Raw genomic sequence first — 24,843 nt, 5'->3', positions numbered from 1 at the left:
CTAGCCGTCGGTGGAGGAGACGAGCGGGGGGTCGGTGCGCGGGCGGCCCGGGGAGGCCCGTGTGGCGGAGGCGTCGGGGGCGTCGAGCGCGGTCCGCGCGTGCGGCAGGTGCGCTCCGGCGGCCTCGCCGGTCGTGTCCGGGGCCCGGGTGAGGACGGCCAGCGGGGGTGCTCCGGGGCGGGTGGGCAAGGTGCGTGCGGTCATGCCGGACTCGGCGACCACGTCCTTCAGTCCGAAGGGCTCCCAGCGATAGGAGTCGTGCACCTCGCGTTCCGCCCGCGGGGCGCCGTCCCGGTAGACCCGCCACGTGGACTGCAGACGCATCACGCCGTCCTCAGCCTCGTCGGGTGCGCCGCCGAACGACCACTCGTAGCGGTGGCGTCCGGCGGTGGTGGTGGCGAGCCGGGTCTCGGGAAGGGTCGTCGGTTCCTCGAACTGCATGAGTTCGACGACCACGAGCCCGCCGGGGGCCAGCCGCCGTGTCACGCGCCGCCACAGCCTGGCCCGCTCCTCGGCGTCGAGGTGGCCGAGGACTCCGCAGAGCAGCACGACGCTGAACCGGTCGGGAAGATCGAGGTCCGGGGCGGCGTCCGCGGTGACGGTCACCCGGGGCCTCAGGTCCTCGTCGCTGAACACCCGGCTGGTGAGCACGGCCCGCATGCCGACGGACGGTTCACAGGCGATGATCTCCGCGTCCGGCCGGGCCCGGGCGACGGCCTCGGTCACCAGACCGGTGCCGGCGCCGATGTCCACCACCGGTCCGGTGCCGAGGTCGGCGTCGGCGAGGAGTGCGGCGACGGCGGGGGCGCTCGCGGTCGCGGTGTGCTCGGCGGCGACCAAGTCGAAGAACTCGGCGGACGGGGAGTACGCGACGCTGTCCGCCGGGCCGGCCGACGCCGGTTCCGCGCGGCCGGACGGTGGGGCCGGGGCGGAGTTGGAGGCGCTGGTGTCGTACGGGAACCGCTCCGGCGCTGGGAAGACGTCACTCACCGCGAGGGGCCGGGGCGTGGCCGGCCTGACGATCTCGGGGGGTCCCAGCCGGGACGCGAGATCGCTCCAGAGACGGCACACGGCCAGGTCGTACTGGCCCGCGCGCAGGGCGTCGCCGCCCTGCGCGACCGCGTCGCGCAGCCCGTCGAGCGCGCTGCCGATCGCTTCCGGCCACAGGTCGGAGAAGACCGTGCGGAAGGACCCCGTGCCGCCGACCACCGCCGTGCTTCCGAGCCCCAGACGGCCGGTGCCCGGCCCGTCCAGGACGAAGCGCCGGTCGGCGTCCCGCCCGATGTGCAGGCGGGGGCTCCACAGGACGGGGCCGTGGGTATCGGCCAGGGTGAGCACTCCGCCCTCGGTGCCGAGGGAGATCCGGTGCCAGTGCAGGGCGTGGTTGTCCCGGTCGGACGGGTCGAGCTGGTGATGCACCCGCAGGGTGAGGGGCGCGCCGGCGAACACGCCGTGCAGGGAGCGGAAGGGCTGCGGCCCGATCTCGGCGGGCAGCGGCGCCGGGTCCGCGAAACGCCAGGGCCGCAGGGTGCCCATGGCCTGCCCGAGGATGTCCACCAAGGGGTGCATCAGGTGGACCGGGGTCGCGGCGTCCAGGAACAGGGGCTGTTGGCGTGCGACGAGCCGCCGGGCCGCCTCGACGAAGGAGCGCACCGGGGCCACGTGCGGGTAGTGGGTGTTGAGCCGGTACTGCACGCCGCGACTGCGGGCGTGTTTGAGGTTGCCCGTCAACTCGGACAGGTGGACGGGGTGTTCCTGGAGAACGTGGATGCCGCGGTCCATCAACGCACGCGCCAGGTCGGTGCCCTGGCCGCCCGAGATGGACGAACTCACCGCCACGCAGGCGGCGTCGATGTCGGCGGGCAGGTCGTCGGCGTCGGTGCAGAAGGGGACGCCCAGGCTCTCGGCGTACGTCCGGGAGGCCGATGACCCCCTGCTCAGGATGCCCGCGAGGGTGTACCCGGGGAGCCGACGTACCGCCTCGGCGTAGAAGCGGCCGAAGTTGGTGCCGCAGACCAGGACGCGCAGGGGTGTCGAAGTGCTCACAGGACGCCCTCCTCGACCTGCTCGGTCTCGGCGGCCGTTCCGGTGAGCCGGAGGTCGGCGACGCCGTGGGAGCGCAGGTGCCCGGTCACGGTGTCCGGGTCCAGCACGTCGCAGGCGAAGTGCACACCCGCGCCCACCGCGCCGCGCAGCACCGCGTCGACCGCCATAGCGCCCACGACAGCGGTGAGCCGGTAGCTGCTGGCCGCGCGCAGGGTCGCCCCGGCGGTCGCGGGCGTTCCCGATGCCGTGCCCGACAGTTCGAAGTCCATGACGTAGTACGGCCTGCGCCCGGCCAGGTCCAGGTCGGCGGCGAGGATCAGCCGCTCGGCCAGCCGGTCCGGGTCCTCCCCGGCCGCGAGTCGGCCCGGCAGGAGGTTGAGCAGCGCGCGTACGGCGGGGCCGGGGTGGACGTTGTACCAGTCGAGCCGGTCGAGGCCGAGGACGGTGGCGAGGCGTTCGCTCTCGCCGCTGAGGTAGGGCTGTACGGCGACCCGGCCGGGGAACGCCTCGTGCGCGGTGTCCTCGTCGGTGCGCAGGACGCGCGAGACGCGCCGGCCGCCTCTGACAGCGGCGAGAGCCTCCCCGTAGGCCGCGCCGTCCGCGCCTCCCGAGCTGAGGGACAGCATCAGGTCGTGGGCGACCGTCGGTGAACAGGTCTCCAGGCCGCCGCAGTGGGCGGTGAGCGTGGTGGCGGTGTCCAGGCCGCCCCGCGCCGCGAGCCAGCGGGGCAGGAGGCTGGACAGGCCGGGCAGGGCGCCCGCGGACAGGACGACGGTGCGGGCGTCGCGGACCGGGTCGCCGCCCTTGTCGAGGTCCTCGGCGGCCGGGTCGTCCCCGGCCACGTCGACGCAGTGCGCGCCGGCGTCGAGCGCCGCGAAGGCCACGGCGGCGCGGAGCCGGTAGGTGGGTCCGACGCAGTTGAGGACGATGTCGCAGCCCTCGGTGAAGGCCCGCAGACCGTCCGGTGTGGTGGCGTCGGCCCAGACCGTCTCGTCGTGGCCGGCGGGGTCCTCCTCGGCGACCGCGCACAGGGAGGACGGGGTCCGGCCGCCCAGGCGCAGTCCGGTGTAACCGAGGGCGCGCAGTTCGCGCACAGCGGCCCTGCCGACCGCTCCGGAGGCGCCCAGGACTCCGATCACGGGCTTGGTCATCGGGTGATCGCTCCCTGGGTCAGCTCGGCGAGGGTCTTGAGGATGCCGGGCGCGTGCTCGACGGAGAGGCAGCTGTAGTGGTCGCCGCCGATGTCGACGATGTCCAGGTCGCCGAGGGCGAGTTCCTCCCAGTAGGTGGTGACGGCGTCCTTGCTGCCCGGGAAGGGGTAGTCCCCGTCGTGGCGCAGGAAGGTGATGTCCCCGGCGTAGGGCTCGGCGTCGTAGCGGGTGATGGCGAAGACGCTCTGCCGGAAGGCGAGGAAGAGCCGTGTCATGTGGTCGGGTTCGTAGGTGCCGGCCGAGGCGGGCACCGCCTCGCACATCCGGGCGATGCGGGTGGCACGGGGGATGTCGGCCAGCTGTCGGAAGCGTCCCGCGACATCCGCGAACTCCTCGGACAGCGCGGCGAGTCCGCCGTCGGGCAGGACACCGGGGCTGGCCGCGAGGACCGCGTCGGCCGCGGCGGCGACCCGGTACTGGTCGTCAGGGAAGCCGAGGTCGGCGGGGTCTATGCCCATCATGACGGCGAAGGAGTACTCGGCGAGCAGTTCGTCGTCGAGCCGGAAGCGGGGGCTGTGGCTGCTGATGACGGTGAGGCTCTCCACCTCCGCGCCGGACTCGGCGAGGTTGCGGGCCACCTCGGTGGCGATCAGGCCGCCCAGGCAGTAGCCGACGACGTGGAAGCGGCTGCGGCCGTCGGCCGTCAGGGCGCGGGCGTAGTCGGCCGCCATCTGCTCGATGAGTCCCTGGGGCGGGGCGGCGAGGAAACCGCTCAGGTCCGGGACCTCCACGCCCACGACTTCGGCGAGGCCGGGCGAGCGGCGCCGGATCTCGGTGATCAGTGCCCGGTAGGGCATGATCGTCGCGGTGCCGGCGTGCACGAGCACGGTGGTGGGTTCGTCGTCGGACCGGGCGCCGTGCAGATGGATCACGGGGTCCGTGCGGACCGCGCCGGTGGCCGGCGCGTCCTCGGGGCCGGCCAGGGAGCGCAGGAACGCAGCGAGACCGGCGACCGTCGGGCGGCGCAGCATGTGGCGCAGCACGACCTCCCACTCCAGGTCCGCCGCCTGCGGCACACGTTCGCGCAGGCGGCCCACCATGCGGGCGACGAGGAGGGAGTCGCCGCCGAGGTCGAAGAAGTCGTCGTTGCGGCTGACGCCGCCGACCGCGAGGAGTTCGGACCAGAGGTCGGCGAGGCCGTGCTCCAGGTCGTCCTTGGGCTTCTCGTCCACGACGGACGGGGCGCTCTCGCGGGGCAGCCAGCTTTGCAGGCGGGCGCGGTCGGTCTTGCCGTTGGCCGTGCGGGGCAGGGTGTCGACGACCTGCCACACCGAGGGGAGCATGTACTCCGGGAGCCGGGTCGCCGCCGTGCGGGCCAGTTCGCCCACCGGGACGTGGTGCCGGTCGTCCTTCAGGGTGGCGAGAAAGACCTCTTGGCCGGTCCGGGCCAGCGCGTCCCGGGGGCCGGGCAGCGAGACGACCTCGGACGCGGCGTGCGCGTCGAGGAGTGCACGCCACTGGGTGTGGGTGAGGAAGGACTGGCCGGTGTGCTCGCGGACATCGGTCCACGTCCGGCCCGAGACCTCCAGGAACTCCATGGAGATCAGCAGCGGCAGGTTCTCGTCACGGGTGTTCTCCACGAACACCAGCTGTCCACCGGGCACGAGCAGTTCCCGCAGGCGGCCCACGGCCGCGTCCGCGTCGGCGGCGGCGTGCAGGGTGTTGGCGCAGATCACCACGTCGAAGGTGTTGGGCTGCAGGTGCTGGGCGCGCGGGTCCTCGTCGACGTCGAAGCGCTGGTAGCGGACCCACGCGTGGTCGGCGAAGCGCTCGCGGGCCTCGTGCAGGAAGAACGAGGAGGCGTCCGTGAACAGGTAGTCGACGCCGTACTCGGCGAGGACGGGCACCAGTTCGCCGGTGGTGCCGCCGACTCCGCCGCCCACCTCCAGGACACGCAGCCGCTCTTCGCCGGTGTGGCCGGCGGCGATCTCGCGCAGCGCGGCGACCACCGCGCGGTTGAGGTGCCGGATGGCGAGGTTGTCGCGGTAGGCGGCGTCGGCGGCCTCGGTCGCCGCGCCGGGGAAGAGCAGTTCCCGGATGCCGGTAACACCGGAGACGAGCTGGGGCAGCCGCTCGGCACAGGTGCGCATGGCGGTGAGCAGTTCCGTGCTCCAGCCGATCTCGTGCTCCAGTTCCGCGGCGCGCTGCCAGCCGTGCTCCGCGTCGGGAGCGGAGACGGGGACGAGCCCGCTGTACGTGTCGTCGGACTCCCGGTGCGCAAGCCGGTCGCGCGCCGCCAGCGCGCGCAGCCAGCGCCGCACGATGTGCCGGTGGCGGGGGGTGGCACGGAGCGCCGCGCCCACCTCCTCCGCGGTGCGCGACGCACCGTCGGCGAACACTCCGGAGCCCTCCAGGACGCGGGTCATCTCCACGAGGGCCACCTCGTCGAGGGCGGCCAGGAATTCGGTCAGCCGGGCGGCGTCGACGGCCGCGGAGGCTTCCCGTACGGCGCCGGCGGCAGCGGCGCGCGCCTGGGCCCGGGGCGTCGGTGTACCGGCGCCGGCGGCGTCCGGGTCGGGCGCGCCGTCCTTGCGGGCCGTCTCCACGAACGCGGCCAGGCGCCGGCCTCCGGCCGCCGAGTCGTCCACGATGACGGCGCCCGCCGCGATCTCCGGGTGGGCCTGTGCGGCGGCTTCCACCTCGGCGAGTTCGACCCGGTAGCCGCGGATCTTGATCTGGGCGTCCTCGCGGCCCAGGAATTCGATGGTGCCGTCGGGGAGGTACCGCCCGAGGTCACCGGTGCGGTAGAGCCGCTGTCCGGTCGCGGGGTCGGTGAGGAACCGCTCCGCCGTGCGCGCCTCGTCACCGAAGTAGCCCAGGGCGACACCGGCGCCGCCGATGAACAGCTCCCCCGGCACCCATTCGGGCCGGGCCCGCAGGTGCCGGTCGAGTACGGCGAAGGTCTGGTTGGTCAGGGGCCTGCCGTAGGGGATGCTCGGCCGGGCCGTGTCCACGGCGTCGATGGCGTGGGCGATGGACCAGACGGAGCCTTCGGTGGCACCACCGAGGGAGATGATCTCAAGGCCGGGAAGCAGCTCGCGGGCCTGGTCGGGCAGGGCGACGGGTATCCAGTCGCCGGATATCAGCGCGAGCCGGAGTGAGGCGTCGTCGGCGGGGGGTTCGGAGCGCAGCCAGTCGCACAGCATGTGGAGCTGTCCGGGGACCGAGTTCCACACGGTGACTCCGAAGTCGCGGACGAGTTCGGCCCAGTGGGAGGGGTCGCCGCGCCGGTCGGCGGCGGGCAGGACGAGACAGGCGCCCACGGCGAGCGGCCCGAACAGGTCGTAGACGGACAGGTCGAAGCCGAGTCCCGCGATGCCGAGGACACGGTCGCGTTCGGTGACGCCGAAGCGGCGGTTGACGTCCTCGACGGTGTTGAGGGCGGCCCGGTGACTGATCATCACGCCCTTGGGCGTACCGGTGGAGCCCGAGGTGTAGATGATGTAGGCGAGGTCGTCCGGGTCGCGCGGAGTTGCGCTCGCATCGGGCGTTGCCCGCGAATCCTGGGGCAGGAGATCGACGGCGACCGCCGTGACACCTTCCGGGAGGTCGTCGATCTCGGCGAGCCAGGACTGGGTGAGGACCGTGCGGACCCCCGCGTCCGCGATGATCGTGTCCCGGCGGGCCGGCGGCTGGGACGTGTCCACGGGGAGATAGGCACCCCCCGCCATCAGCGTGCCGAAGACTGCGACGACCTGCTCCCAGCCCTTGTCCGCCCAGATGGCCACGGGCTCCCCCGCCCGCAGACCCGACGCCGTCAGTGTTTCGGCAACGCCGTTGGCACGGTCGATGAGCTCCTGGTAGGTGAGGGTCAGTTCCGGAGTGCGGACCGCGATCGCGTCCGGTGTGATCCGGGCCCGGGCGAGAACCGGTTCGTGGAGCAGAGAGTCCGGCAGCGGCCCGGCGGTCGCGTCGACGGCGTTCCGCCGCGCGGCCTGGTCCTCGGGCAGTGTGATGCCGGCCGGGGCGTCCCAGGCGGCGTCGCCGGCTTCCCCCTCGGCCGACAGGGTCCGCACGAGGCCCGTGTACGCCTCGAACATCGCATCGGCCACACCGTGGGCGAGGGCGCCCTCGCGGATGTCCCAGGACAGGCTCAGCGTGTCGCCGCGGTGCATGACCTGGCAGTCGAGCCAGACCTGCGGCGTCCGGGTCGCGGCGTACGTCACCTCGGGGGGTACGCCCTCGGAGGTGGCGCCGGATCCCAGGGCGCTGGTGAAGACGACCGGCATCAGTACCGGGGCCCCGGCCCTTCGGGACAGCTCGGCGAGCACCTCCGAGCCCGTGAACAGGGGGTGCGCGAGGTCTTCCAGGAGCTGCTCCCCGAGGCGCCGCGTCCGTTCGGCGAAGGCCGCCGGGGCGTCCAGGTCCACGGCGAGCAGTTCGAGCGAGGTGAAGTCGCCCACGAGGCGGCCGATGTCCTCGTGCAGGTCGGGCCGGTCCACCGTCGGCACGTTGAGCGTGAACCGGCTGGTGCGCGACCAGCGGCCGACCGTCTCGGCATACGCGGTGAGCAGCGCCGTGGACAGGGTGAGACCTCGGTGCGCGGCCCGCTCGGTGAGGCGGTCCCGTTCGGCTGCGGTCAGCAGGACCTCCAGCCGGCGGAAGGTCCCCGACTCGGCCGGAGCAGCGGGGTGAGCCGCCTCCCGCGGGTCTCTGACGCCCGCCTCCCAGGCTTCGGCGAGGGGCAGCTCGGGCGCGGGCGGCAGGGTGTCGAGCCGCTCGGTCCAGTAGGCGCGGTCGCGGGTGTGCGCGTCCGTGTCGGTGAGGGCGCGGCGGGCCAGGACATAGTCACGGAAGGTGATCCGCGGTGCCTCGGTGAGGGGCTCACCGGCGTGGCCGCGCTGGAACTCGGCGAGCAGGACGCGCAGGCTGGCGTGGTCGACGACCAGCATGTCGAAGGCGAGGTGGAGGACCGCCCGCTCGGCGGTGCGGCTCACGTGGACCTCGAAGAGCGGCCACTGGTCGGTGGGCGTCTCGCGGGCGGACAGCCGTGCGCGGGTGCGTTCCACCTCCGCCTCGGCTTCGGCCGGCGGGAGGCCGGTCAGGTCGTCGGCCTTGATGTCGAGTTCGGGTACGTCGGTCAGGACCTGCTGGTAGCCGTCGTGGTGGATGACGGCGCGGAGCATGTCGTGCCGCTGGACCAGGTCCCGCCACACGGCGGTGACGTGGTCCGCGTCCAGGTCGGGGTATTCCAGTTCGACGTAGGCGTGGCAGCCGACACCGCCGTATGCGTAGGCGTCGGTGCGTCCGATGAGGTAGGCGGCCTGGATGTCCGTCAGCGGAAACGGCTCGTGGCGGCGCTTCGGGTCGGCGCGCACTGCCGGTTCCTGCGCCTCCAGGTGGCGCAGGATGGCTTCCTTGTGGGTGCGCAGTTCGGCCCGGTGGGTGCCGGTGAGCCGGCCCTGGGGGGCGCGGAAGCGCAGTTGTCCGTCCTGGGCCCACAGCACCACGCCGTCGTCGGCGTAACGGGCCAGCAGTTCAGCGATGTTCACAGCTCTCCGGTCTCATAGGCGGTCCCGTGGGCCGCGAGCGTTCGGGTGATGTCCGCGGCGAGCGCGGCTACGGTCGGTGCGGCGAAAAAGCGCCGGACGGGCACGGCGGCCCCGAGGCGGCGCTCGATCGCGGTGAGCAGGCGCAGCGCGGTGAGGCTGTCGCCGCCCGCCGCGAAGAAGTTGGCGGTGCGGTCCGGGGTCCAGCGCGGCAGGTACTCGCTCCAGAGACCGGCGACGGCCGTCTCGGTCTCCCCGAGTGGCGGTTCGGCCTCGGCCGGTGTGGTGTCGGGTCCCACCATGGCGGCGAGGGCGCCCCGGTCGACCTTGCCGTTCGCGGTGAGCGGCAGGGCGGGCAGCAGCTGGATGCGGGAGGGGATCGCGTAGACGGGCACTCGCTCGGCCAGATGGGCGAAGAGGCTCTCGGTGAGGTCCGCGTCCCACGCGGCCGCCTCCACCACCAGCCCGGCGCGCTCCGCGTGCGGTGTCGGCTCGTTCGGTACGGCGAAGGCGGCCAGGCGCTTGGCAGTGCGCTCCCCCACGGCCACGACGGCGGCGCGGGCGACGCCGGGGTGGGACTCCAGCGCGGCCTCGATCTCGCCGGCCTCGATGCGGTGGCCGGCGATCTTCAGCTGGCTGTCGAAGCGGCCGAGGAACTCGATCAGCCCGTCTCCCCGGAACCGGCCCAGGTCACCGGTCCGGTACCAGCGCCGCCCCTCATGCTCGACGAACTTCTCGGCGGTGCGGTCCGGGTCGGCGAGGTAGCCGACGGCCAGTCCCTCGCCGCCGATCCACAGTTCGCCGGGTGTCCAGTCGGGGCAGTCCCGCCCGTACCGGTCGACGACGCGGTAGCGCTGCCCGGTCAGCGGGCGGCCGTAGGGGATGGAGACCCACCGGGGATCCGGCTCGTCGACGGTGAGCGTGTTGGACCAGATGGCGGCCTCGGTCGCGCCGCCCATGGCGACGAAGGCACAGCGTCCCAGGGTGCGTTCGCGCAGCCGACCGGGCAGGTCGAGCCCGATCCAGTCGCCGGAGACCAACGCCGTCCGCAGCCCCACGAGGCGGGCGCGCTCCGGCACCTCGGGCGCCTCCTGCTCGTCGGCGTCGAGGAGCAGGTCGAGCAGGGCGGGCACGGAGTTCCAGACGGTCACTCCGAACCGGTCGAGCAGGCTCGGCCAGCGGGCCGGTTCACGGCACTGGTCCTCGCTGGGCAGCAGGAGGGATCCGCCGGCGCCGAGCAGCCCGAAGACGTCGTACACGGAAAGGTCGAAGTCCAGTGCGGACAGCGCGAACACGCGGTCGTCCGCGGCGATGCCGTGCCGGGTGTTGATGTCGGCGATCGTGTTCCAGGCGGCCGCGTGGGTGATCTGGACCCCCTTGGGCTCGCCGGTGGAGCCGCTGGTGAAGATGGTGTAGGCGAGTGCTTCGGGTAGCACCTTCGCCGGGGCGGGCAGGGGCTCGTGGTCCCGCGTGTCCGTGACGGACAGGACGCGGGGAGCCGCCCTTCCCGCGGGGGGCCAGTCGCCCACCACGGCGCGGAACCCGGCGGTGGCGTGTATCCGCTCCACCCGTGCGACGGGCTGTTCGAGGCTCAGCGGTACGTAGGCGGCACCGGCCGCGAGGACGCCGAGGACCGCGGCGATCTGCTCCGGCCCCTTGGGCACGGTGACGGCGACGAGTTCGCCCGGAACGACGCCCGCGTCCCCGAGTGCGGCGGCCGTGCGCAGCGCCTGGTCGGCGAGGGTCCCGTAGGTCACCTTCTCCCCGGCCGTCGTGACGAGAGCGGTGCGGTTGGGAGTGGCCTCGGCGTGGAGGAAGAACGCCTCGTGCAGCGGACGCGGCACCACCGGCTCCAGGGCGGCCTCACCCGCGGCGGCGGCCCTCCGTTCGTGGTGGGACGCGGGCAGCAGGTCCGGCAGCGGCGCGTCCCAGTCACCGGCGACGGCGTACCGCAGCAGCCCTGCGTAGGCGTCGAACATCGCGTCCAGCACACCCTCGGGGAACAGGTCCTCTACGGCGTCCCAGGTGACGACCAGGCTCCCGGACTCCTCGGTGACCTGGTTGTCCAGGCACACCTGCGGGGACTGCGAAATGCCCCAGACCTTGGCGGGCAGGCCCGTGCCCGTTCCGGCCAGCGTCGCGTCGCCGACGCCGATGGCACTGGTGAACACCACGGGCGCGGCCGCGTCGACGGTGCCCGTACGGCGGCCGAACTCGCGCAGCAGCCAGTCGATCGGGACGTTCAGGTGGTCCAGGTCCTCCGCCTGGCGGCGTTGCAGTGCTCCGGCCGCCGCCAGCCAGGTCGCGCCGTCGCGTCGGTACCCGGCCAGGGAGAGCGAGGTGAAGTCGCCCAGTACGCGGTGGATGTGGGGGTGGACGTCCCGGCGGTTGAAGAGGGTGAGCGTGACGGTCAGCGCGTCGGTGCCGCTCCAGACGGCCAGGACCTCCGCGTACAGGGCCAGCAGGACGGTGGACGGGGTGAGTCCGTGCCGGGCCGCGTCCCGCTTGACGGCCTGCCAGTCCTCGGCGGGCAGGCTCAGCCGGCGCCGTGTGAAGACGGGCGCGTCGAGGGTCGCGGGGTCACGGTCGAGGGGCAGCGGGGGCGGGGGCGGCAGTCCGGACAGCCGCGCCTGCCAGTGGGCCCGGGCCCGCTCGGCCGAGTCCGGATCGGCGGGCAGGCCGGTCAGGTAGTCACGGAAGGTGACGTCGACGGGCGGGAGTGTGTGCCCGGGATCGGCGTAGAGCGCGTTGAGTTCGGCGTAGAGCGTGGTGATGGAGAGGGCGTCCAGGACCAGGTAGTCCAGTCCGACGCCGATGCGGGTGCGAGGAGTTCCAGTTCCGCCGTCCTGGTAGCGCACCGCCTCGACCGCGAAGAGGGGCCACCGGGCGGGGTCACGCACCTGCTGGGACAGGCGGGCGCGCAGGTCTGCCAGCGCCTCGGTGGCATCGCCGGCCGGGAGGTCCGCCACCGCTATGCGCAGGGGCGGTACGTCGGGCAGGACGCGCTGGTGTCCTTCCGCCACGACCGCGCGGAGCATGCCGTGCCGGCGGACGAGGGTGTTCCAGGCGCGCTCCAGCCGGTCCAGGTCGACGTCCGTGCCGTCGAACTCCGTGTAGTGCCAGGTGCCGACGCCGCCGAGGGTGAAGCGGGGGTCGCGGCCCGTGTGATAGGCGGCCTGGACGTCCGTGAGCGGGAAGGGCTCGTGGGCGTGGTCCGGGTCGGTGGCCACGACGGGGGCGGGTTCCGTCTCGGCGCTCTTCCCCGCCTCGGGGCGCAGCGTCTCGCAGAAGTGCTGCAGCACGGGGTGGGCGAAGAGGTCGGCGACGCGGGCGTCGGGGAACCCGGCGGCACGCAGTCGGCCGATCATCCGGGTCGCGACGAGGGAGTCGCCACCGAGCAGGAAGAAGCTGCTTTCCCGGCCCACTTCGGCGACGTCGAGCAGGTCGGCCCACTCGGTCGCCACCGCGGTCTCCACCGGTCCGACCGGTGCCGAGGTCCGGGGGCCGTCGTCACCCGCCGCCTCGGTGAGCGCCCGGCGGACGGCGGCCCGGTCGAGCTTGCCGTTGGCGGTCAGCGGCAGGTCGCGCAGGACGAGCAGGCGCTCGGGGACCATGTGGGCGGGGAGCCGCTGTCCCGCCCTGAGCAGCACCTGATCCGGATCCGGTGCGTCCCCGGGCGCGGAGACCGCCGCGGCGAGGTGCCGTGCGGGGGTGTCCAGGACGCAGGCGACCGCGTGCAGCACGGCGGGGTCGTCCTCCAAGGCGGACTCGACCTCGCCGAGTTCGATGCGGTGACCGCCGATCTTCACCTGGTGGTCGGCGCGGCCGAGGAACTCCAGTACCCCGTCGGGCCGGTAGCGGGCGAGGTCTCCGCTGCGGTACCAGCGTTCGCCGTCGTACTCGACGAAGCGTTCCGCGGTCCGTCCGGGGTCGGCCCGGTAGCCGTTGGCGACGCCGGGGCCGCCGATCCACAGCTCGCCGGGGACGAGGTCGGGGCAGTCACGTCCCCGTCCGTCCACGACGCGGGCCCGCATGTTGCGCAGGGGGACGCCGTAGGGGACGGACTTCCAGGCGGGGTCGGTCTCCTGGACCTCGAACACCGTGGAGTGGACGGCGGCCTCCGTCATGCCGCCGAGGGCCACGAATCGGCAGCCGGGTACGAGGGCGCGCAGCCTGCGGGGCTGGTCGAGGCCGACCCAGTCCCCGCCGAGCAGCACCATGCGCAGACCGTCCCCGAGTCCTTCGCCCTCCCCTGCGGCCATCAGCAGGTCCAGCAGGGCGGGCACGCACTGCACCAGCGTCACCCCGTGCTCACGCACCAGGCGTGCCCAGTGGTGGGCGTCGCGGCGCTGGTCCTGGCCGATTGTCACGACCTGTCCGCCGAGCGACAACGGGGTGAAGACGTCCCAGGTGGCGAGGTCGAAGTCGAGCGCGGAGATCGCCAGGGTGCGGTCGGCGGGGCCGAGGCCGAACTGCTCCTCCATCGCCTCGACCGTGTTGACGACCGCGCGGTGCGACACCTCGACGCCCTTGGGCAGCCCCGTGGATCCGGACGTGAACAGCACGTAGGCGGGCAGGGCGGGATCCGGCTGAACCACGGGGGCGTGCTCCCGCGCCCCGGCGTCCTCCAGGAGGAGTACCGGGGCCGTGGACACCCCCTCGCAGAGCGGCGCGTGTTCCCGGTCGGTGAGCACGGCGGCGGCGTCGGCCACGGAGTGGATGCGTGCGCGGCGTACGGCGGGCTGCTCGACGCCGACGGGGGCGTACGCGGCGCCCGCAGCGAGGATGCCGAGGACGGCGGCGATCTGGTCGGTGCCCTTGGGCAGGGTCAGCGCGACGGTGTCGCCCTCCCGGACGCCGTGCTCGCGCAGGAGCGCGGTGATCCTGCGGGCGGTGTCGGCGAGTTCGCCGTAGGTGAGGGTGTCGCCGCCGGCGCGGACGACGGCGACGCGATCCGGTTCGTTCTCGGCGAGCCGGAAGAACCGGGTGTGCAGGGCGCGGTCCGGCGGTGGCGTGGGGGACAGGGCCGCCACCGCGCGCCTCGGCAGGACGTCGGGGGCGAGGAGGCCGTCCACCGGCCCGTACCAGGTGTCGGGGTCGCTGATCAGGCGGGTGATGAGGCGGCGGTAGGCGTCGAACGCGGCGTCCGGCACCCCGGCCTCCAGCACGCCGTCGCGGACGTCCCAGTTGAGCAGGAGGCCGCCGTCGAGTTCGGTGACCTGGGCGTCCAGGTAGACCTGGGGACCCTGGGAGATGATCCAGGAGGGGCGGCCGAAGGACTTCTGGACGTCCTGCTCGAAGATCTCGCCCAGTCCGATGGCGCTGGTGTAGACGACTGGGGCCAGCACGGGGGCTCCCTCGGCGCGGGCGAGGTCGCGCAGTACCTCCACCCCGCCGTACGTGCCGTGCGAGATGCCTTCCTGGAGGCGTTGCTGAAGCCCGCGGGCCTGGCGGGAGAACGGCAGGGACTCGCTCAGGTCCGCATCGAGCAGGACCGAGCTGCTGAAGTCCCCGACCAGACCGGCGACGTCCTCGGTGATCATCTCCCGGTCGAAGAGCGGGAGGTTGAGCAGGAAGCGCCGGCTGTCGCTCCAGGCGGCGATGACTTCGGCGAACGCGGTGGCGAGGGCGGCGGCGGGGGTGATGCCGTGCCGTCGTGCCGCGCTGATCAGGGCGGCCTTGTCGGCGGGACCCAGCCAGTGGTGCAGGCGGCGTGAGTGGGTGAGCGTGGTGTCGTCGGCGCCGACCGGAGTCAGCGGGTCGACGGTCGTCGGCAGGCGCGGGGCGCTGGGCAGCTCCGGAAGGCGTTCGCGCCACCAGGCCGCGTGCTGTTCGCGTTCCGTCTTCCGCCGGGCGGCGTGTTCCGCGAGGTACCGCCGGTAGTCGAGGGCGAGTTCGGGGGGCTGGTCGTCGGGACAGTCGTAGAGGCGGCGCAGGTCGGACAGGAGGACCCTGAGGCTCAGCGCGTCGTCGGCCATCATGTCCAGGTCGATCTGCAGTCGGGTCCGCCCCTCGGGAAGCAGGCACAGGGCTGCGCGGAAGACGTCGCCGGAGGTGATGTCGGGTGGGGCGTGGGTGTTGCGCTGGCGCAGCAGCTCCAGTTCGGTCTCGGCGTCGCCCGGATCGCGGTCACTCAGGTCGTGCACGGTGAGGGGGTCCCCCGGTGCCCCGTAGTACTGCCGCCCGTCCTCGTCGAAGACGGCCCTCAGCATGCCGTGGCGGCGCACCAGAGCGCGCAGGGCGGTGCCGAGCCGGGCTGGGTCGACGTCGTGGCCGTCGAGCTCGACGTAGAAGTGGGCGGCGACACCGCCGAGCGGCTGGCCGTCCTGGCGTCCGATCCAGTAGGCGTGCTGCATCGTCGCCAGCGGGAAGGGTTCCGTCTCGGTGCCGGGTGCCGGGACGGAGGCGGGCGGGCCGGCCGTGGCGGGACTTGGGGTGCCGGTCTCTGCCGCACTCTCCTGTGCGAGCAGGGCCGTCCAGGCGCCCAGGGTCGGAGTACGGGTGAGGTCCTGGAAGGTGACCGTGCTGCCCGCGCGACGCCAGGTACCGACCAGGGACATCAACGCCAGTGAGTCGAGTCCGAGTTCGAAGAGGTCCCGGTCGTCGTCCAGCTCGTGCGGCGCCAGCTCCAGCGCGCGTGCCACCGCTTCCCGCACCGCGCCGGACGCGTGAAGGGCCCCCTCGTCTGCCGCTGTTCGTGCCTGGACGACTGCTTCATCGCTCACTGAGGGACCTTCCTGGTCGGAGGGGCGGGAGGGAGGTGGCCGCGCCCGGAGGGCGGGTTTCGGAGGGGGCCACCCCCTAGATAGAAATGATTATCATTTCTATGCTCCATATCGTAGTCACACAAGGGTCCGCGGCGCCAGAGCCCGAGGCCCGGAAGCGAGAGGCGGAGCCCCATGACGGAGACCGAACAGACCTGGCCCGAGGCGGAGTCGGCGCGGTACCGAGCCGCCGGCCACTGGCAGGGATTGACGTTCGGCGCCCGGCTGCGCCAGTCGGCAGCCGCCCACGGTGAGCGCGTCGCCCTGGTGGACGGGGACCGCCGGTGGACTTACGCGGACCTGGACGCCGAGGCCGACCGCGTGGCCCACGGACTGAGGAGTCACGGTGTCGGGCGGGGCGACCGCGTCGTGGTCCAGCTCCCCAACCGGGCCGAGTTCGTACTCGTCTGGTTCGGCCTGCAGCGGCTCGGCGCCATCCCGGTGCATGCCATGCCCGGCCACCGGCGGCGTGAGATCGGTCACCTGGTGCGTGTGTCGGGTGCGGTGGCCTGTGTGGTGCCCGACCGGCACGCCAGGTTCGACCACCGGGAGCTGATGCGCTCGGTGCGGTCGGAGCACGGGCCGGGCCGTTCGCCCCGGGTCGTCGTCGTGGTCGGCGATCCCGGGCAGGAGAACGGCTTCGTCTCCTTCGAGGCGCTGCGGACGGCCTCTTCCTCGACGCCCGTCAGCTCCTCGCCGGACGCGCTCCAGGAACCGTGCGCCGATGACGGCGGCGCGGACCCGGCCGACATCGCTCTCCTGCTGCTCTCCGGCGGCACCACCGGCCTTCCCAAGCTCATCCCGCGCACCCACGACGACTACGCGTACAACGCCCGCGCCTGCGCCGAGGTCTGTGCCCTCGGCGAACGGACCGTCTACCTCGCGGTACTGCCGATCGGGTTCAACTTCACCTTCGCCTGCCCCGGTGTGCTCGGCACCCTCATGGCCGGCGGAACGGTCGTCGTCGCCCCGGATCCCAGCCCTCAGACGGCGTTCGCGCTCGTCGAACGGGAGGGCGTGACCCTCACCTCGCTGACCCCGCCGCTCGTCACCCACTGGGTGGACGAGGCGGCCTCCGGCGCCTGGGACCTGGGCAGCCTCGCCGTGGTGCAGGTCGGCGGGGCGCGGCTGCCGGAGGAGCACGCCCGCAGACTCGGGCCGGCGCTCGGGGGGACCGTGCAGCAGGTCTTCGGCATGGCGGAAGGGCTGATCAACCTCACGCGTCTGGACGACTCCGAGGACCTCGTCTGCGCCACCCAGGGCCGGCCCGTCTCGCCGGACGACGAGATTCTGGTGGTGGACGCCGACGGCATGCCCGTGCCGGACGGTTCCCCGGGGGAACTGCTCACCCGCGGCCCGTACACGCTGCGTGCCTACTACCGCGCCGAGGACCACAACCGCACGGCGTTCACCACGGACGGCTACTACCGGACCGGCGATGTCGTGCGGCGGCTGCCGACCGGGCATCTCGTGGTGGTGGGGCGGATCAAGGACCAGATCAACCGCGGTGGCGAGAAGATCGCCGCGGTGGAGGTGGAGGAGCAGTTGCTCACCCACCCGGCGATCACGGCGGCGGCGCTGGTGGGTGTGCCGGACGAGCGCCGGGGCGAGCGGACCGTGGCCTTCGTGGTCTGCACGGGCGAGGCCCCGGGCGCGCGGGAGATGGCCGCCCATCTGAGGGAGCGCGGGCTCGCCGAGTACAAGACTCCGGACCAGGTGGTCCAGGTCGTCGACCTCCCGCTCACCGCTGTCGGGAAGATCGACAAGGCCGCTCTCGCCGGGGAACTGTCGCGGCGGTGACGCGGTGCGCGCAGGGGCACCCGTCGCCCCGGGTGCCCTGCCCGCCCGCCCGCCCGCCGTGAGACGCATCTCATCCACGCCTACTCGGGTGCCGTGAGGACCGGACCGTCCTCACGGGCGAGCAGGTTGCGGGTAGCGGGATGCTCCGGGTCCACCAGTACGCGGTCGGCCCGGCCGGCTTCCACCACCCGCCCCTCGTCCAGCACGACGACCTGTTCCGCGCGGCCGGCAGCGGCCGCCAGGTCGTGCGTGACCATGACGACGGTCAGGCCGATCGTCCGTCGCAGGGAGTCCAGCAGATCGAGGACCCTGCCCGCCGTCTCCGGGTCGAGAGCCGAGGTGATCTCGTCGCAGACGAGAACCCGCGGTTCGGCGGCCAGCGTCCGGGCGAGCGCGACGCGTTGCCGCTGTCCCCCGGACAACTCCCCCGGGCGGCGGCCCAGTACGTCCGTGTCCAGGCCGACCAGCCCGAGCGACCGCACCGCCTCGTCGGACGCGGCCCGCGCCGGCAGTCCCCCGACCCCCCTGAGCGGACGGGTGAGCGCGACGCCCACGGACTCGCGCGGGTTGAGGGCGCCGCGGGAGTCCTGCGCGACCAGTTGCACCGGAGCCCCACGCCCCCCGCTCCCGCCCGCGCCGGACCACTCGACAGTTCCCGATGTCTTCGGGTGCAGCCCCCCGAGACAGCGGGCGAGGGTGGTCTTGCCCGATCCCGACGCCCCGACAAGCGCGGTGCAGGAGCCCGCCGGGACGGTGAGCGAGACGTCGTGCAGCACGGGGACACGCCCGTGGACGGCGTGCAGCCGCCGCACGGAGAGCCCGCCGGCGACGGTGGGTTCGACGGCGGTGACGCGGGCGGCCTCGCCGTGGGCGCCACCGCCCGGGGCAGCCCGGGACCGCGGGACCGACGGCGGCACCACCGGTGTTCCTCGCCCGGTGATCCGCCCCGCATCGAGGCGGATGACGTCGTCGGCCACCGAATTGATCCACGCCGGATCGTGACTGACCAGCAGCGCGGCGCGGTCGTCCTGACACAGGGCCTCGGCCAGCAGAGCACGCATCCCGTCGGCAAGGACCGGGTCGAGGCCGCTGGTGGGCTCGTCGAGGACCAGCAGTCCGGGCCTGCCCGCCAACGCCAGCGCGAGGGCCACCCGCTGTGCCTGCCCTCCCGACAACTGCCCGGGCAGCCGCCCGCGGAACTCCCGGTCGGCAGGCAGCCTGACCGACAGCAGAAGTTCACCGACCCTCGCACGGACGCCGTCCCTGTCCTTCAGGGCCGAGCGCAGCCGCACCGCCTCGGCGATCTGACCGCCGATCCGCAGCGCGGGATTCAACGAGGAGGCCGGGTCCTGCCCGAGGAAGGAGACCGCCCGGCCACGAAGCCGGCGGGCGCCCGCCCGGTCGAACGGATCGAGGCCGGCGACCCGGACCGTCCCGGCGCGGACCTCCAGGCCCGGACGCACATGCCCGAGCAGGCCGTGCGCCAGACTGCTCTTGCCCGATCCCGACCGGCCGACGACGCCCAGCACCTGCCCGGCCGACAGCGAGAGGCAGGCGTCACGCAGGACGGGCGGTCCGCCGGCCACCGGGCCCAGGGTCAGCCCGTTGACCTCGGCGACCGTCTCGGCCGCCCGCGGCCGGGGCGGCGTGGGGCCGGTCATCCGGCACCCCGCCCCACCCTGTCCGCCAGCCGCCCGGCCAGCAGGCCCGCGCAGACCGACAGCAGCACCAGCATCAGCGCCGGAGCGAGGAACGGCACGGCCGCCAGCGTCGCGCCCGGCACGTTCTCACTCACCATGCGCCCCCAGTCGGGAGTAGCCCCGCCCGGTCCGAGGCCGAGGAATCCCGCGGTGGCGGTGAGATGCAGGGAGGCGACCAGACGGAGCGCCGAGTCCGTGAGAGCCGGTCCGGCGATGTTGGGCAGCACGTCGTGGCGCAGTACGGCCCACCGGGTGTCGCCGCGGGCCAGCGCGGCCTCGACGTATCCGCTGGAGAGCACCGTGTCGGCAGCGGCACGCAGCACCCGCGTGGAGAACGGGACGGTGGCCAGGGCGACCGAAGCCACCAGGGCGGTGTGACTGCCCGGGAAGCCGGCCGCGAGGACGAGGACGACCAGAAGGGCGGGAAGAACGGCCAAGGCGTCCACGCAGCGGAGCAGCAGGTCTCCCAGCCGGCGCGAGGCCAGGGCCGCCAATACACCGACGGTCACCCCGACCGCTCCGGCGGCCGCCGTGCCGGCCAGGGCGGTGAGCACGATCGCGCGGCCGCCGGTGAGCACCCGGCTCGCCACGTCCCGGCCCAGCACGTCGGTGCCGAGCAGGAACCGGTCGTCGGGCTGCTGGAAGGGGGCGGCGAGCTGCGCTGTGGGGCTGTGCGGGGCGACCAGCGGCCCGGCCAAGGCGACCAGGAGGACGAGCAGGGTGCCCGCACCGGTGAGCAGCGGCGGCCTGCGGCGTCGTGGCGGGCCCGGCCCACGGGTACGTGCCCGTCTCGCCCAGGGTGTGAGGACCGTCGTCATCGTCGGTGTCCTTCCCGTGCGCCGAGCAGCCGCGCACAGATGTCCCCCGTCAGCAGCACCAGGAGCATCACCCCGGCGAGAGCGGTGGCGATGCCCTGCACCATGGGTATGTCCCTCGCCGCGACGGCCAGTTGCAACTCCCGGCCGATGCCCGGATAGTCGAAGACGTTCTCCACCACCACAGCCGATCCGACCAGCGCCCCCGTGGTGAGGGTGAGCGCCTGGACGGCGGGCGCCGCGGCGTTGGGCAGGATGTGCCGGACGGCGAGCCTCACCCCACGCACGCCGTTGAGTCGGGCGGCCTCGCAGTACGGGGTGGCCGCGGCGTCGGCGACGGAGGCCCTCAACAGCCTGGTGGCCACCGCTAGCCCGACCGCGCTGAGCGTCAGCACGGGCAGGATCAGCGCGTGCGGTACGTCGAGCGGTGTGCCGCCCAGCGGGACGACGGAGACCCGCGGCAGGATCTCGAGCCACACGGCCAGCACGGCGACGAGTAGCGCGGCGACGACGAACTCCGGTACAGCGGCCAGGGTCTGGGCGGCCGTCGAGACGATCCGGTCCCCGGCACCGCCCCGCAGGCCGGTCCACAGGCCCAGCAGCGTGGCGAGCGGCGCGGTGACCGCGAGGGTGAGCCCGGCGAGCAGCAGGCTGTTCGGCAGACGGGTCGCCAGGACCTCGGTGACCGGACGGTCTCCCACGAAGCCACGGCCCAGATCCCCGCGGAGCGCGCCCGCCACCCAGTCCGCGTACCGCTCGGCGGCAGGGCGGTCGAGGCCGAGTCCGGCCCGGACGTCGGCGCGCTGCGCCGCGGAGGCGTCCACACCCGCCACCGCGCTCACGGCGTCCCCGGGGAGGACCGCCGTTGCCGCGAAGATCACGGCGGACAGCAGGACGAGCAGCACGGCCGCCCCCGCGAGGCGGCGGCCGACGAAGGCGGCCAGGCTCACGTGAGCGACGCCCGGGAGAAACCGGGGAACTGCTCGAAGAGGTCGTCGCGGATCCCGGTGACGCCCTTGGCCTGCGCGTTCAGGTTCGGTTTGAACACCGGCAGCACCTGGTTGCCGTCCTCCCAGCGCGTGCGCTGCGCCTGGGTACCCAGCTTCTTCGCCTCGGCCGGGTCGCTCTCGGCACGGGCCTTGGCGACGAGGGCGTCGGTGGCGGACTTCTTCCAGCCGAACGCCGACGGCGATCCGCCCGCCGTGCTCATCTGGTAGGTCGACAGGGCGGGGATGGGCATCTGGTACGAGCCGGCCAGCGGCAGCCTCGCGTACGCCGGGAAGTCGGCGTAGAGCTGTCCCGCGGGCAGCTCCCGGACCGACGCCCTCACCCCGATCTTCTTGAGGTCCTCGACGAAGAGGGTGGCCATCTCCACCATGCCCGGCGTCTCCGGGCCGGTCGTGAGCGTCACCCGCATGCCGTCGGCCCCGGCCTCCTTGAGCAGCTCGCGTGCCCGATCCGGGTCGTGGGCGCGCTGGGGCAGGCCCTCGGCGTAGTCGGGGAAGCCCAGAGCGGGAAGGTCGTTGCCGATCTGGGCGTTTCCGTAGAACACAGTCTTCACCATGGCCTGCCGGTCGACGGCGAGCTTGAACGCCTCCCGTACCCGGGGGTCGTCGAAGGGCTTGGAGCCCATGTTCATCTGGAAGGACAGGCCGACGAGATAGGGGCTCTTCGTGGGGACGAGTTCGACCTTCCCGTTGTCGCCGAGCGTGCGCGCCGTGACGGGGGACAGGTCGTGGGCGAAGTCGATCTTACCGCTGGTGAGCGCGCCGGCCCTGGCGGTCGAGTCCGCGATCGACCGCAGCTCCAGGCCGTCCAGGTGCGGCACGTGTCCGTAGTGGTCGTCGTAGCGCTCGAACGCCGAACCCTGGCCGGCCGTGAACTCGGTCAGCCGGAAGGGGCCGCAACTGGGCATGCCCTTGCGGAAGTTCTTGGTTCCGTCCTTCACGACCAGGAAGTTGCCCTGGCAGAGGATCATGCGACCGTCGGCGATGGGCCGCAGCGTGGGCAGTACGACCTTCAGACCGCCGTCGGCCTTGGCATGAGCGAGGTCGAAATTGGCGGCGGCGAGGCGGTACACAGGCAGTTTGCTGCGGGCCGCGAGACCGCTGAGCGAGTGCAGGACGTCGGCGGCGGTCAGCTTGGAACCGTCGGTGAAACGGACGTCGGGCCGCACGTGCAGGGTGTAGGCCGACAGGTCATCGGATATGTCGATGCCCTTGAGCACGCCGTAGCGCACCCCGTCGGGGCCGCCTGGGTCCAGGTTGCCGAGGGTGCCGTGCCAGGCGCGGGCGCGCACCAGGTCCAGTGCGGACGGGCCGTTGAAGAAGTCGAGCGACTCGGCGGCGCCGGCTCCGACGAAGGCGGCCCGCAGTGTGCCACCCGAGCGGGGCGAGGAGCCGTCCCCGGCCTTCGTGTCGGTACCGGGCTCGTCGGTGGAGCACGCCGCCAGCAGGCCGGGGCCCACCGCCAGGGCGCCGGCTGCCGCCGCACCTCGGCGGAGGAAGGCACGACGGTCGATCTGTCTGGACATGCTTCTCCTTGACGTTCTGCTGAGCTGCTGACGTTCGCTGAGTGACCCGGGAGCCACGTGCCGACCCGACGGCGGTGGAGGTGAGTGCCGCCCAGAACGGGCTTGCGGGAGCCGGGGCGTGCTCGGCGAGGGTTCCGCGGCTTCGGCCGCGTCCGGCCCTCGCGGCGCGGGGCCCGCCGGTCAACGCAGGGTGAGGGCTCCCGACGGGCAGGCCCACACGGCCTCACGCACGGCGTCGGCGTCGGCGTCGGCGTCGGCGTCGGACGCGGGCACCTCGTCGTCCGGAACGAGTACGAGTCCTTCCTCCTCGTCCTGGTCGAACACCGTCGGTGCGGCGAGCACGCACTGCCCCGCACCCACACACCGGTCCCGCTGCACGCCGATCCTTCCTGCTCCGGACGGCTGTCGTGCCAAGGACATGTGGCCCCCTCCCCTGTCGCCCATGCAAGGCGCCTGTGCGACAGCCCGACACTAGTCAGTAATGACTTCCATATTCAATAACTTGCGGCCTCCACCCTCGCGGCACACCCACCGACCCCGGTCACTCTTTGAAACCGTAATGGAAATGATTACCATGTCAGCCACCCAGAGGAGGTGGGCGGCCTGAGCGAGGCGCCAGCGATCCGATTCAAGGCACCGTTGCGCACGACACGGCAGCGGACGGCGGTTCTGAGCGCCCTGCAGCAGCAGGAAGGGTTCACCTCCGCGCAGGAGTTGCACGAGGCGCTGGAAGCCGACGGCACCACCATCGGCCTGACCACGGTGTACCGCACACTCCACGCCCTCGACCGCTCCGGACAGGTCGACGTCGTGCGCGAGAAGAGTGGGGAGCGGCTGTATCGGCCAAGACCCGACGACGGGCACCGCCACTATCTCGTCTGCCGCGACTGCGGCTTCAGCGCCGAGGTCGAGGCGAGCGCGGTCGAGAGCTGGGCGGAGAGGGTCGGCGAGGTCATGGGCTTCGCCGAGGTCGAGCACACGCTGGAGCTGACCGGCATCTGCGACCGGTGCCACCCCGGCCGGAGCACCCCGGCCCCGGCGGAGCAGCACACCTGAACTGCGACAGCTCCCGACGAACGACCTCGGGTCAAGCCCCGGGCGGCCACCGCGTCCGGCGCCGCGGGGTGAACCGGCCGGCCTCGGTGGCCGGTTGAGGGCGCGATGGCGGGCAGAGCGGAACGCCCGCCGGGAACTCGAGTCCGGCGGGCGTTCCCCCTCGGGCCGCTCAGCGGCCCGAGGAATCCGTGCGACGGGACCGGTCAGTGACCGGCCACCGTCCCGGACAGCTCGTTGGTGCCCTTCGGCAGCGTCACCGACGTCAGCTTCTCGCCCGAGTCCAGGTCGAAGGCGTGCAGTTGGCGCTTCCCCGGCTCGGAGACGTACGCGGTGTGGTCGCGGACGAACAGAGTGGGCCTGGGCTGCTGCCAGTCCAGGGGTTCCGTCCAGTCGCCGACGGCGTCGATCTTCTTCTCGACCTTGCCGGTCTCCGGGTCGATGACGTGCAGGACGCCGTTGGTGCCGAGCACGAGGGCCTCTCCGTGCGGGCCGCGGGCGAGGGAACGGAAGGAGTAGCTGGTGCCGAGGTCGACCAGCTTCATCTTCGCGGTGCGGGTGTCGATCAGGGATATGCGGGTCGGCCGCTCCAGCTCCGCCTCGGGATCGGTCTTGTAGTCGCCCAGGAGGATCGGGGAGGCGTCGCTGCCCGCCTGGTTGCCGGTCCGGGCGTAGTCATCGGGAGCGTCGACCTTGGTGAACTTGCCGTCCTTGTAGAGCAGTACGCCGTCCTCGCAGCCGAGACCGACCACCTCGCCCTTGGCCGCGGCCTCGCCGTGCACGCCGGGGCAGTCCTCGGAGCGCGCGATCTCCTTGTCGTCCTTGTCCATGACGAGGGCGCCGGTACGCTTCTCCTCGGTGCCGAGGGTGGTGACGAGTTCACCGTCGGCCAGTTCGATGGCCACGCCGTGGTGGGGCTCGGCGGAGGTGTAGCTCCGGGTCCTCGGCTGCTTCCCGCCGGCCAGGTCGGCGGGGTCGAGGACGTTCACCTCGCCCGTGCCGTCGGTGAACAGGACCGTCTTGCCTCCGTGCCGCACGACGTGGCCCGGCTTGGCCCCCTTGAACTCGGCGTCGGTGAACTCCTGCCGGGCGGTGTCGAACACGCGGAAGCCGCTGTCGGTGGAGATGACGACGTGATCCTCGTCGCCCGCCGGGTTGACCCGGTTGAAGCCGGGCAGCTCGATCGTCTTCGCCGGCTTCAGAGTCTCGCCGTCGAGGACGTAGAGCCCCCCGTCGTAGGAGGCGACGATAGGGTTCTTGACGGCAGCGGCCTCGCTGCTCTTCGGCTCGGCGTCGGACGAGGCGTCGTCGTTGCCGCCGCAGGCGGTCAGCGCCATGGCTGTCGCCAGGGCGAGTGCCGTGCCAGTGAGCGCTCTGGCGCGTGTCGACCTGTTCATCACGTGTCTTTCCTCTCCGGCCCTGAGGGCGCGGG

The 24,843-nt window shown here is 73.1% G+C and carries 12 protein-coding genes; 2 read left to right on the top strand and 10 right to left on the bottom strand.

Features of this window, described 5'->3' with window-relative positions; all coding sequences use genetic code 11:
* The 4 genes from ACFYMO_RS22315 to ACFYMO_RS22300 are packed head-to-tail and all read right to left on the bottom strand — an operon-like array spanning window position 1 to window position 15,471.
* On the bottom strand, window positions 1-2,046 hold the full coding sequence (locus tag ACFYMO_RS22315) for a Gfo/Idh/MocA family oxidoreductase (RefSeq protein WP_388548379.1): 2,046 nt from the start codon (window positions 2,044-2,046) through the stop codon (window positions 1-3).
* Entirely contained in the window at window positions 2,043-3,197 is a 1,155-nt protein-coding gene (locus ACFYMO_RS22310; RefSeq protein ID WP_366771523.1) for a saccharopine dehydrogenase NADP-binding domain-containing protein, read from the bottom strand. Before ACFYMO_RS22310 ends, ACFYMO_RS22315 begins: the two co-directional genes overlap by 4 nt.
* Window positions 3,194-8,749 carry an amino acid adenylation domain-containing protein gene (locus ACFYMO_RS22305; RefSeq protein ID WP_366771522.1) on the bottom strand — a complete coding sequence of 1,852 codons (5,556 nt, stop codon included), beginning with the start codon at window positions 8,747-8,749 and terminating at the stop codon, window positions 3,194-3,196. Before ACFYMO_RS22305 ends, ACFYMO_RS22310 begins: the two co-directional genes overlap by 4 nt.
* On the bottom strand, window positions 8,746-15,471 hold the full coding sequence (locus tag ACFYMO_RS22300; RefSeq protein ID WP_388548375.1) for an amino acid adenylation domain-containing protein: 6,726 nt from the start codon (window positions 15,469-15,471) through the stop codon (window positions 8,746-8,748). Before ACFYMO_RS22300 ends, ACFYMO_RS22305 begins: the two co-directional genes overlap by 4 nt.
* A gap of 174 nt (window positions 15,472-15,645) precedes the next feature.
* Between ACFYMO_RS22300 and ACFYMO_RS22295 the strand changes: the two genes are divergently transcribed.
* Window positions 15,646-17,310 (top strand): (2,3-dihydroxybenzoyl)adenylate synthase, encoded by a 1,665-nt coding sequence (locus tag ACFYMO_RS22295; RefSeq protein WP_388548373.1) that lies wholly within the window; start codon window positions 15,646-15,648, stop codon window positions 17,308-17,310.
* A gap of 80 nt (window positions 17,311-17,390) precedes the next feature.
* On the opposite strand, the gene ACFYMO_RS22290 is transcribed toward ACFYMO_RS22295, so the two are convergent.
* The 5 genes from ACFYMO_RS22290 to ACFYMO_RS22270 form a co-directional block, all read right to left on the bottom strand.
* Window positions 17,391-18,971 (bottom strand): ATP-binding cassette domain-containing protein, encoded by a 1,581-nt coding sequence (locus ACFYMO_RS22290; protein ID WP_366772161.1) that lies wholly within the window; start codon window positions 18,969-18,971, stop codon window positions 17,391-17,393.
* Window positions 18,968-19,828 (bottom strand): ABC transporter permease subunit, encoded by an 861-nt coding sequence (locus ACFYMO_RS22285; RefSeq protein ID WP_366772160.1) that lies wholly within the window; start codon window positions 19,826-19,828, stop codon window positions 18,968-18,970. Before ACFYMO_RS22285 ends, ACFYMO_RS22290 begins: the two co-directional genes overlap by 4 nt.
* Window positions 19,825-20,775, bottom strand: a complete 951-nt coding sequence (locus ACFYMO_RS22280) for an ABC transporter permease (RefSeq protein WP_366772159.1) — start codon at window positions 20,773-20,775, stop codon at window positions 19,825-19,827. The genes ACFYMO_RS22285 and ACFYMO_RS22280 overlap by 4 nt, the downstream gene beginning before the upstream one ends.
* Window positions 20,772-22,358, bottom strand: a complete 1,587-nt coding sequence (locus ACFYMO_RS22275) for an ABC transporter substrate-binding protein (RefSeq protein ID WP_366772158.1) — start codon at window positions 22,356-22,358, stop codon at window positions 20,772-20,774. The genes ACFYMO_RS22280 and ACFYMO_RS22275 overlap by 4 nt, the downstream gene beginning before the upstream one ends.
* Before the next feature lie 180 nt (window positions 22,359-22,538).
* Window positions 22,539-22,778, bottom strand: a complete 240-nt coding sequence (locus ACFYMO_RS22270) for a ferredoxin (protein ID WP_388548367.1) — start codon at window positions 22,776-22,778, stop codon at window positions 22,539-22,541.
* A 219-nt stretch (window positions 22,779-22,997) separates the two neighbouring features.
* Here ACFYMO_RS22270 and ACFYMO_RS22265 point away from each other — a divergent pair, with 219 nt between their 5' ends.
* Window positions 22,998-23,414 carry a Fur family transcriptional regulator gene (locus ACFYMO_RS22265; RefSeq protein WP_366772156.1) on the top strand — a complete coding sequence of 139 codons (417 nt, stop codon included), beginning with the start codon at window positions 22,998-23,000 and terminating at the stop codon, window positions 23,412-23,414.
* 203 nt (window positions 23,415-23,617) lie between these two features.
* On the opposite strand, the gene aztD is transcribed toward ACFYMO_RS22265, so the two are convergent.
* Entirely contained in the window at window positions 23,618-24,808 is a 1,191-nt protein-coding gene (gene aztD, locus ACFYMO_RS22260; RefSeq protein ID WP_388548363.1) for a zinc metallochaperone AztD, read from the bottom strand.
* Window positions 24,809-24,843: the final 35 nt, after the last annotated feature.

Source organism: Streptomyces sp. NPDC007025 (genome assembly GCF_042869455.1).
Classification (GTDB): Bacteria; Actinomycetota; Actinomycetes; order Streptomycetales; family Streptomycetaceae; genus Streptomyces.
The sequence above is the reverse complement of the archived record's forward strand: the minus strand, read 5'-3'. Positions and strand labels throughout refer to the sequence as shown.

What these genes read in the sequence shown, in the direction of transcription:
- ACFYMO_RS22310 (WP_366771523.1), bottom strand. Translation starts at nt 3,197, where the DNA reads ATGACCAAGCCCGTGATCGGAGTCCTGGGCGCCTCCGGAGCGGTCGGC.
- ACFYMO_RS22295 (WP_388548373.1), top strand. Translation starts at nt 15,646, where the DNA reads ATGACGGAGACCGAACAGACCTGGCCCGAGGCGGAGTCGGCGCGGTAC.
- ACFYMO_RS22290 (WP_366772161.1), bottom strand. Translation starts at nt 18,971, where the DNA reads ATGACCGGCCCCACGCCGCCCCGGCCGCGGGCGGCCGAGACGGTCGCC.
- ACFYMO_RS22285 (WP_366772160.1), bottom strand. Translation starts at nt 19,828, where the DNA reads ATGACGACGGTCCTCACACCCTGGGCGAGACGGGCACGTACCCGTGGG.
- ACFYMO_RS22275 (WP_366772158.1), bottom strand. Translation starts at nt 22,358, where the DNA reads ATGTCCAGACAGATCGACCGTCGTGCCTTCCTCCGCCGAGGTGCGGCG.
- ACFYMO_RS22270 (WP_388548367.1), bottom strand. Translation starts at nt 22,778, where the DNA reads ATGTCCTTGGCACGACAGCCGTCCGGAGCAGGAAGGATCGGCGTGCAG.
- aztD (WP_388548363.1), bottom strand. Translation starts at nt 24,808, where the DNA reads ATGAACAGGTCGACACGCGCCAGAGCGCTCACTGGCACGGCACTCGCC.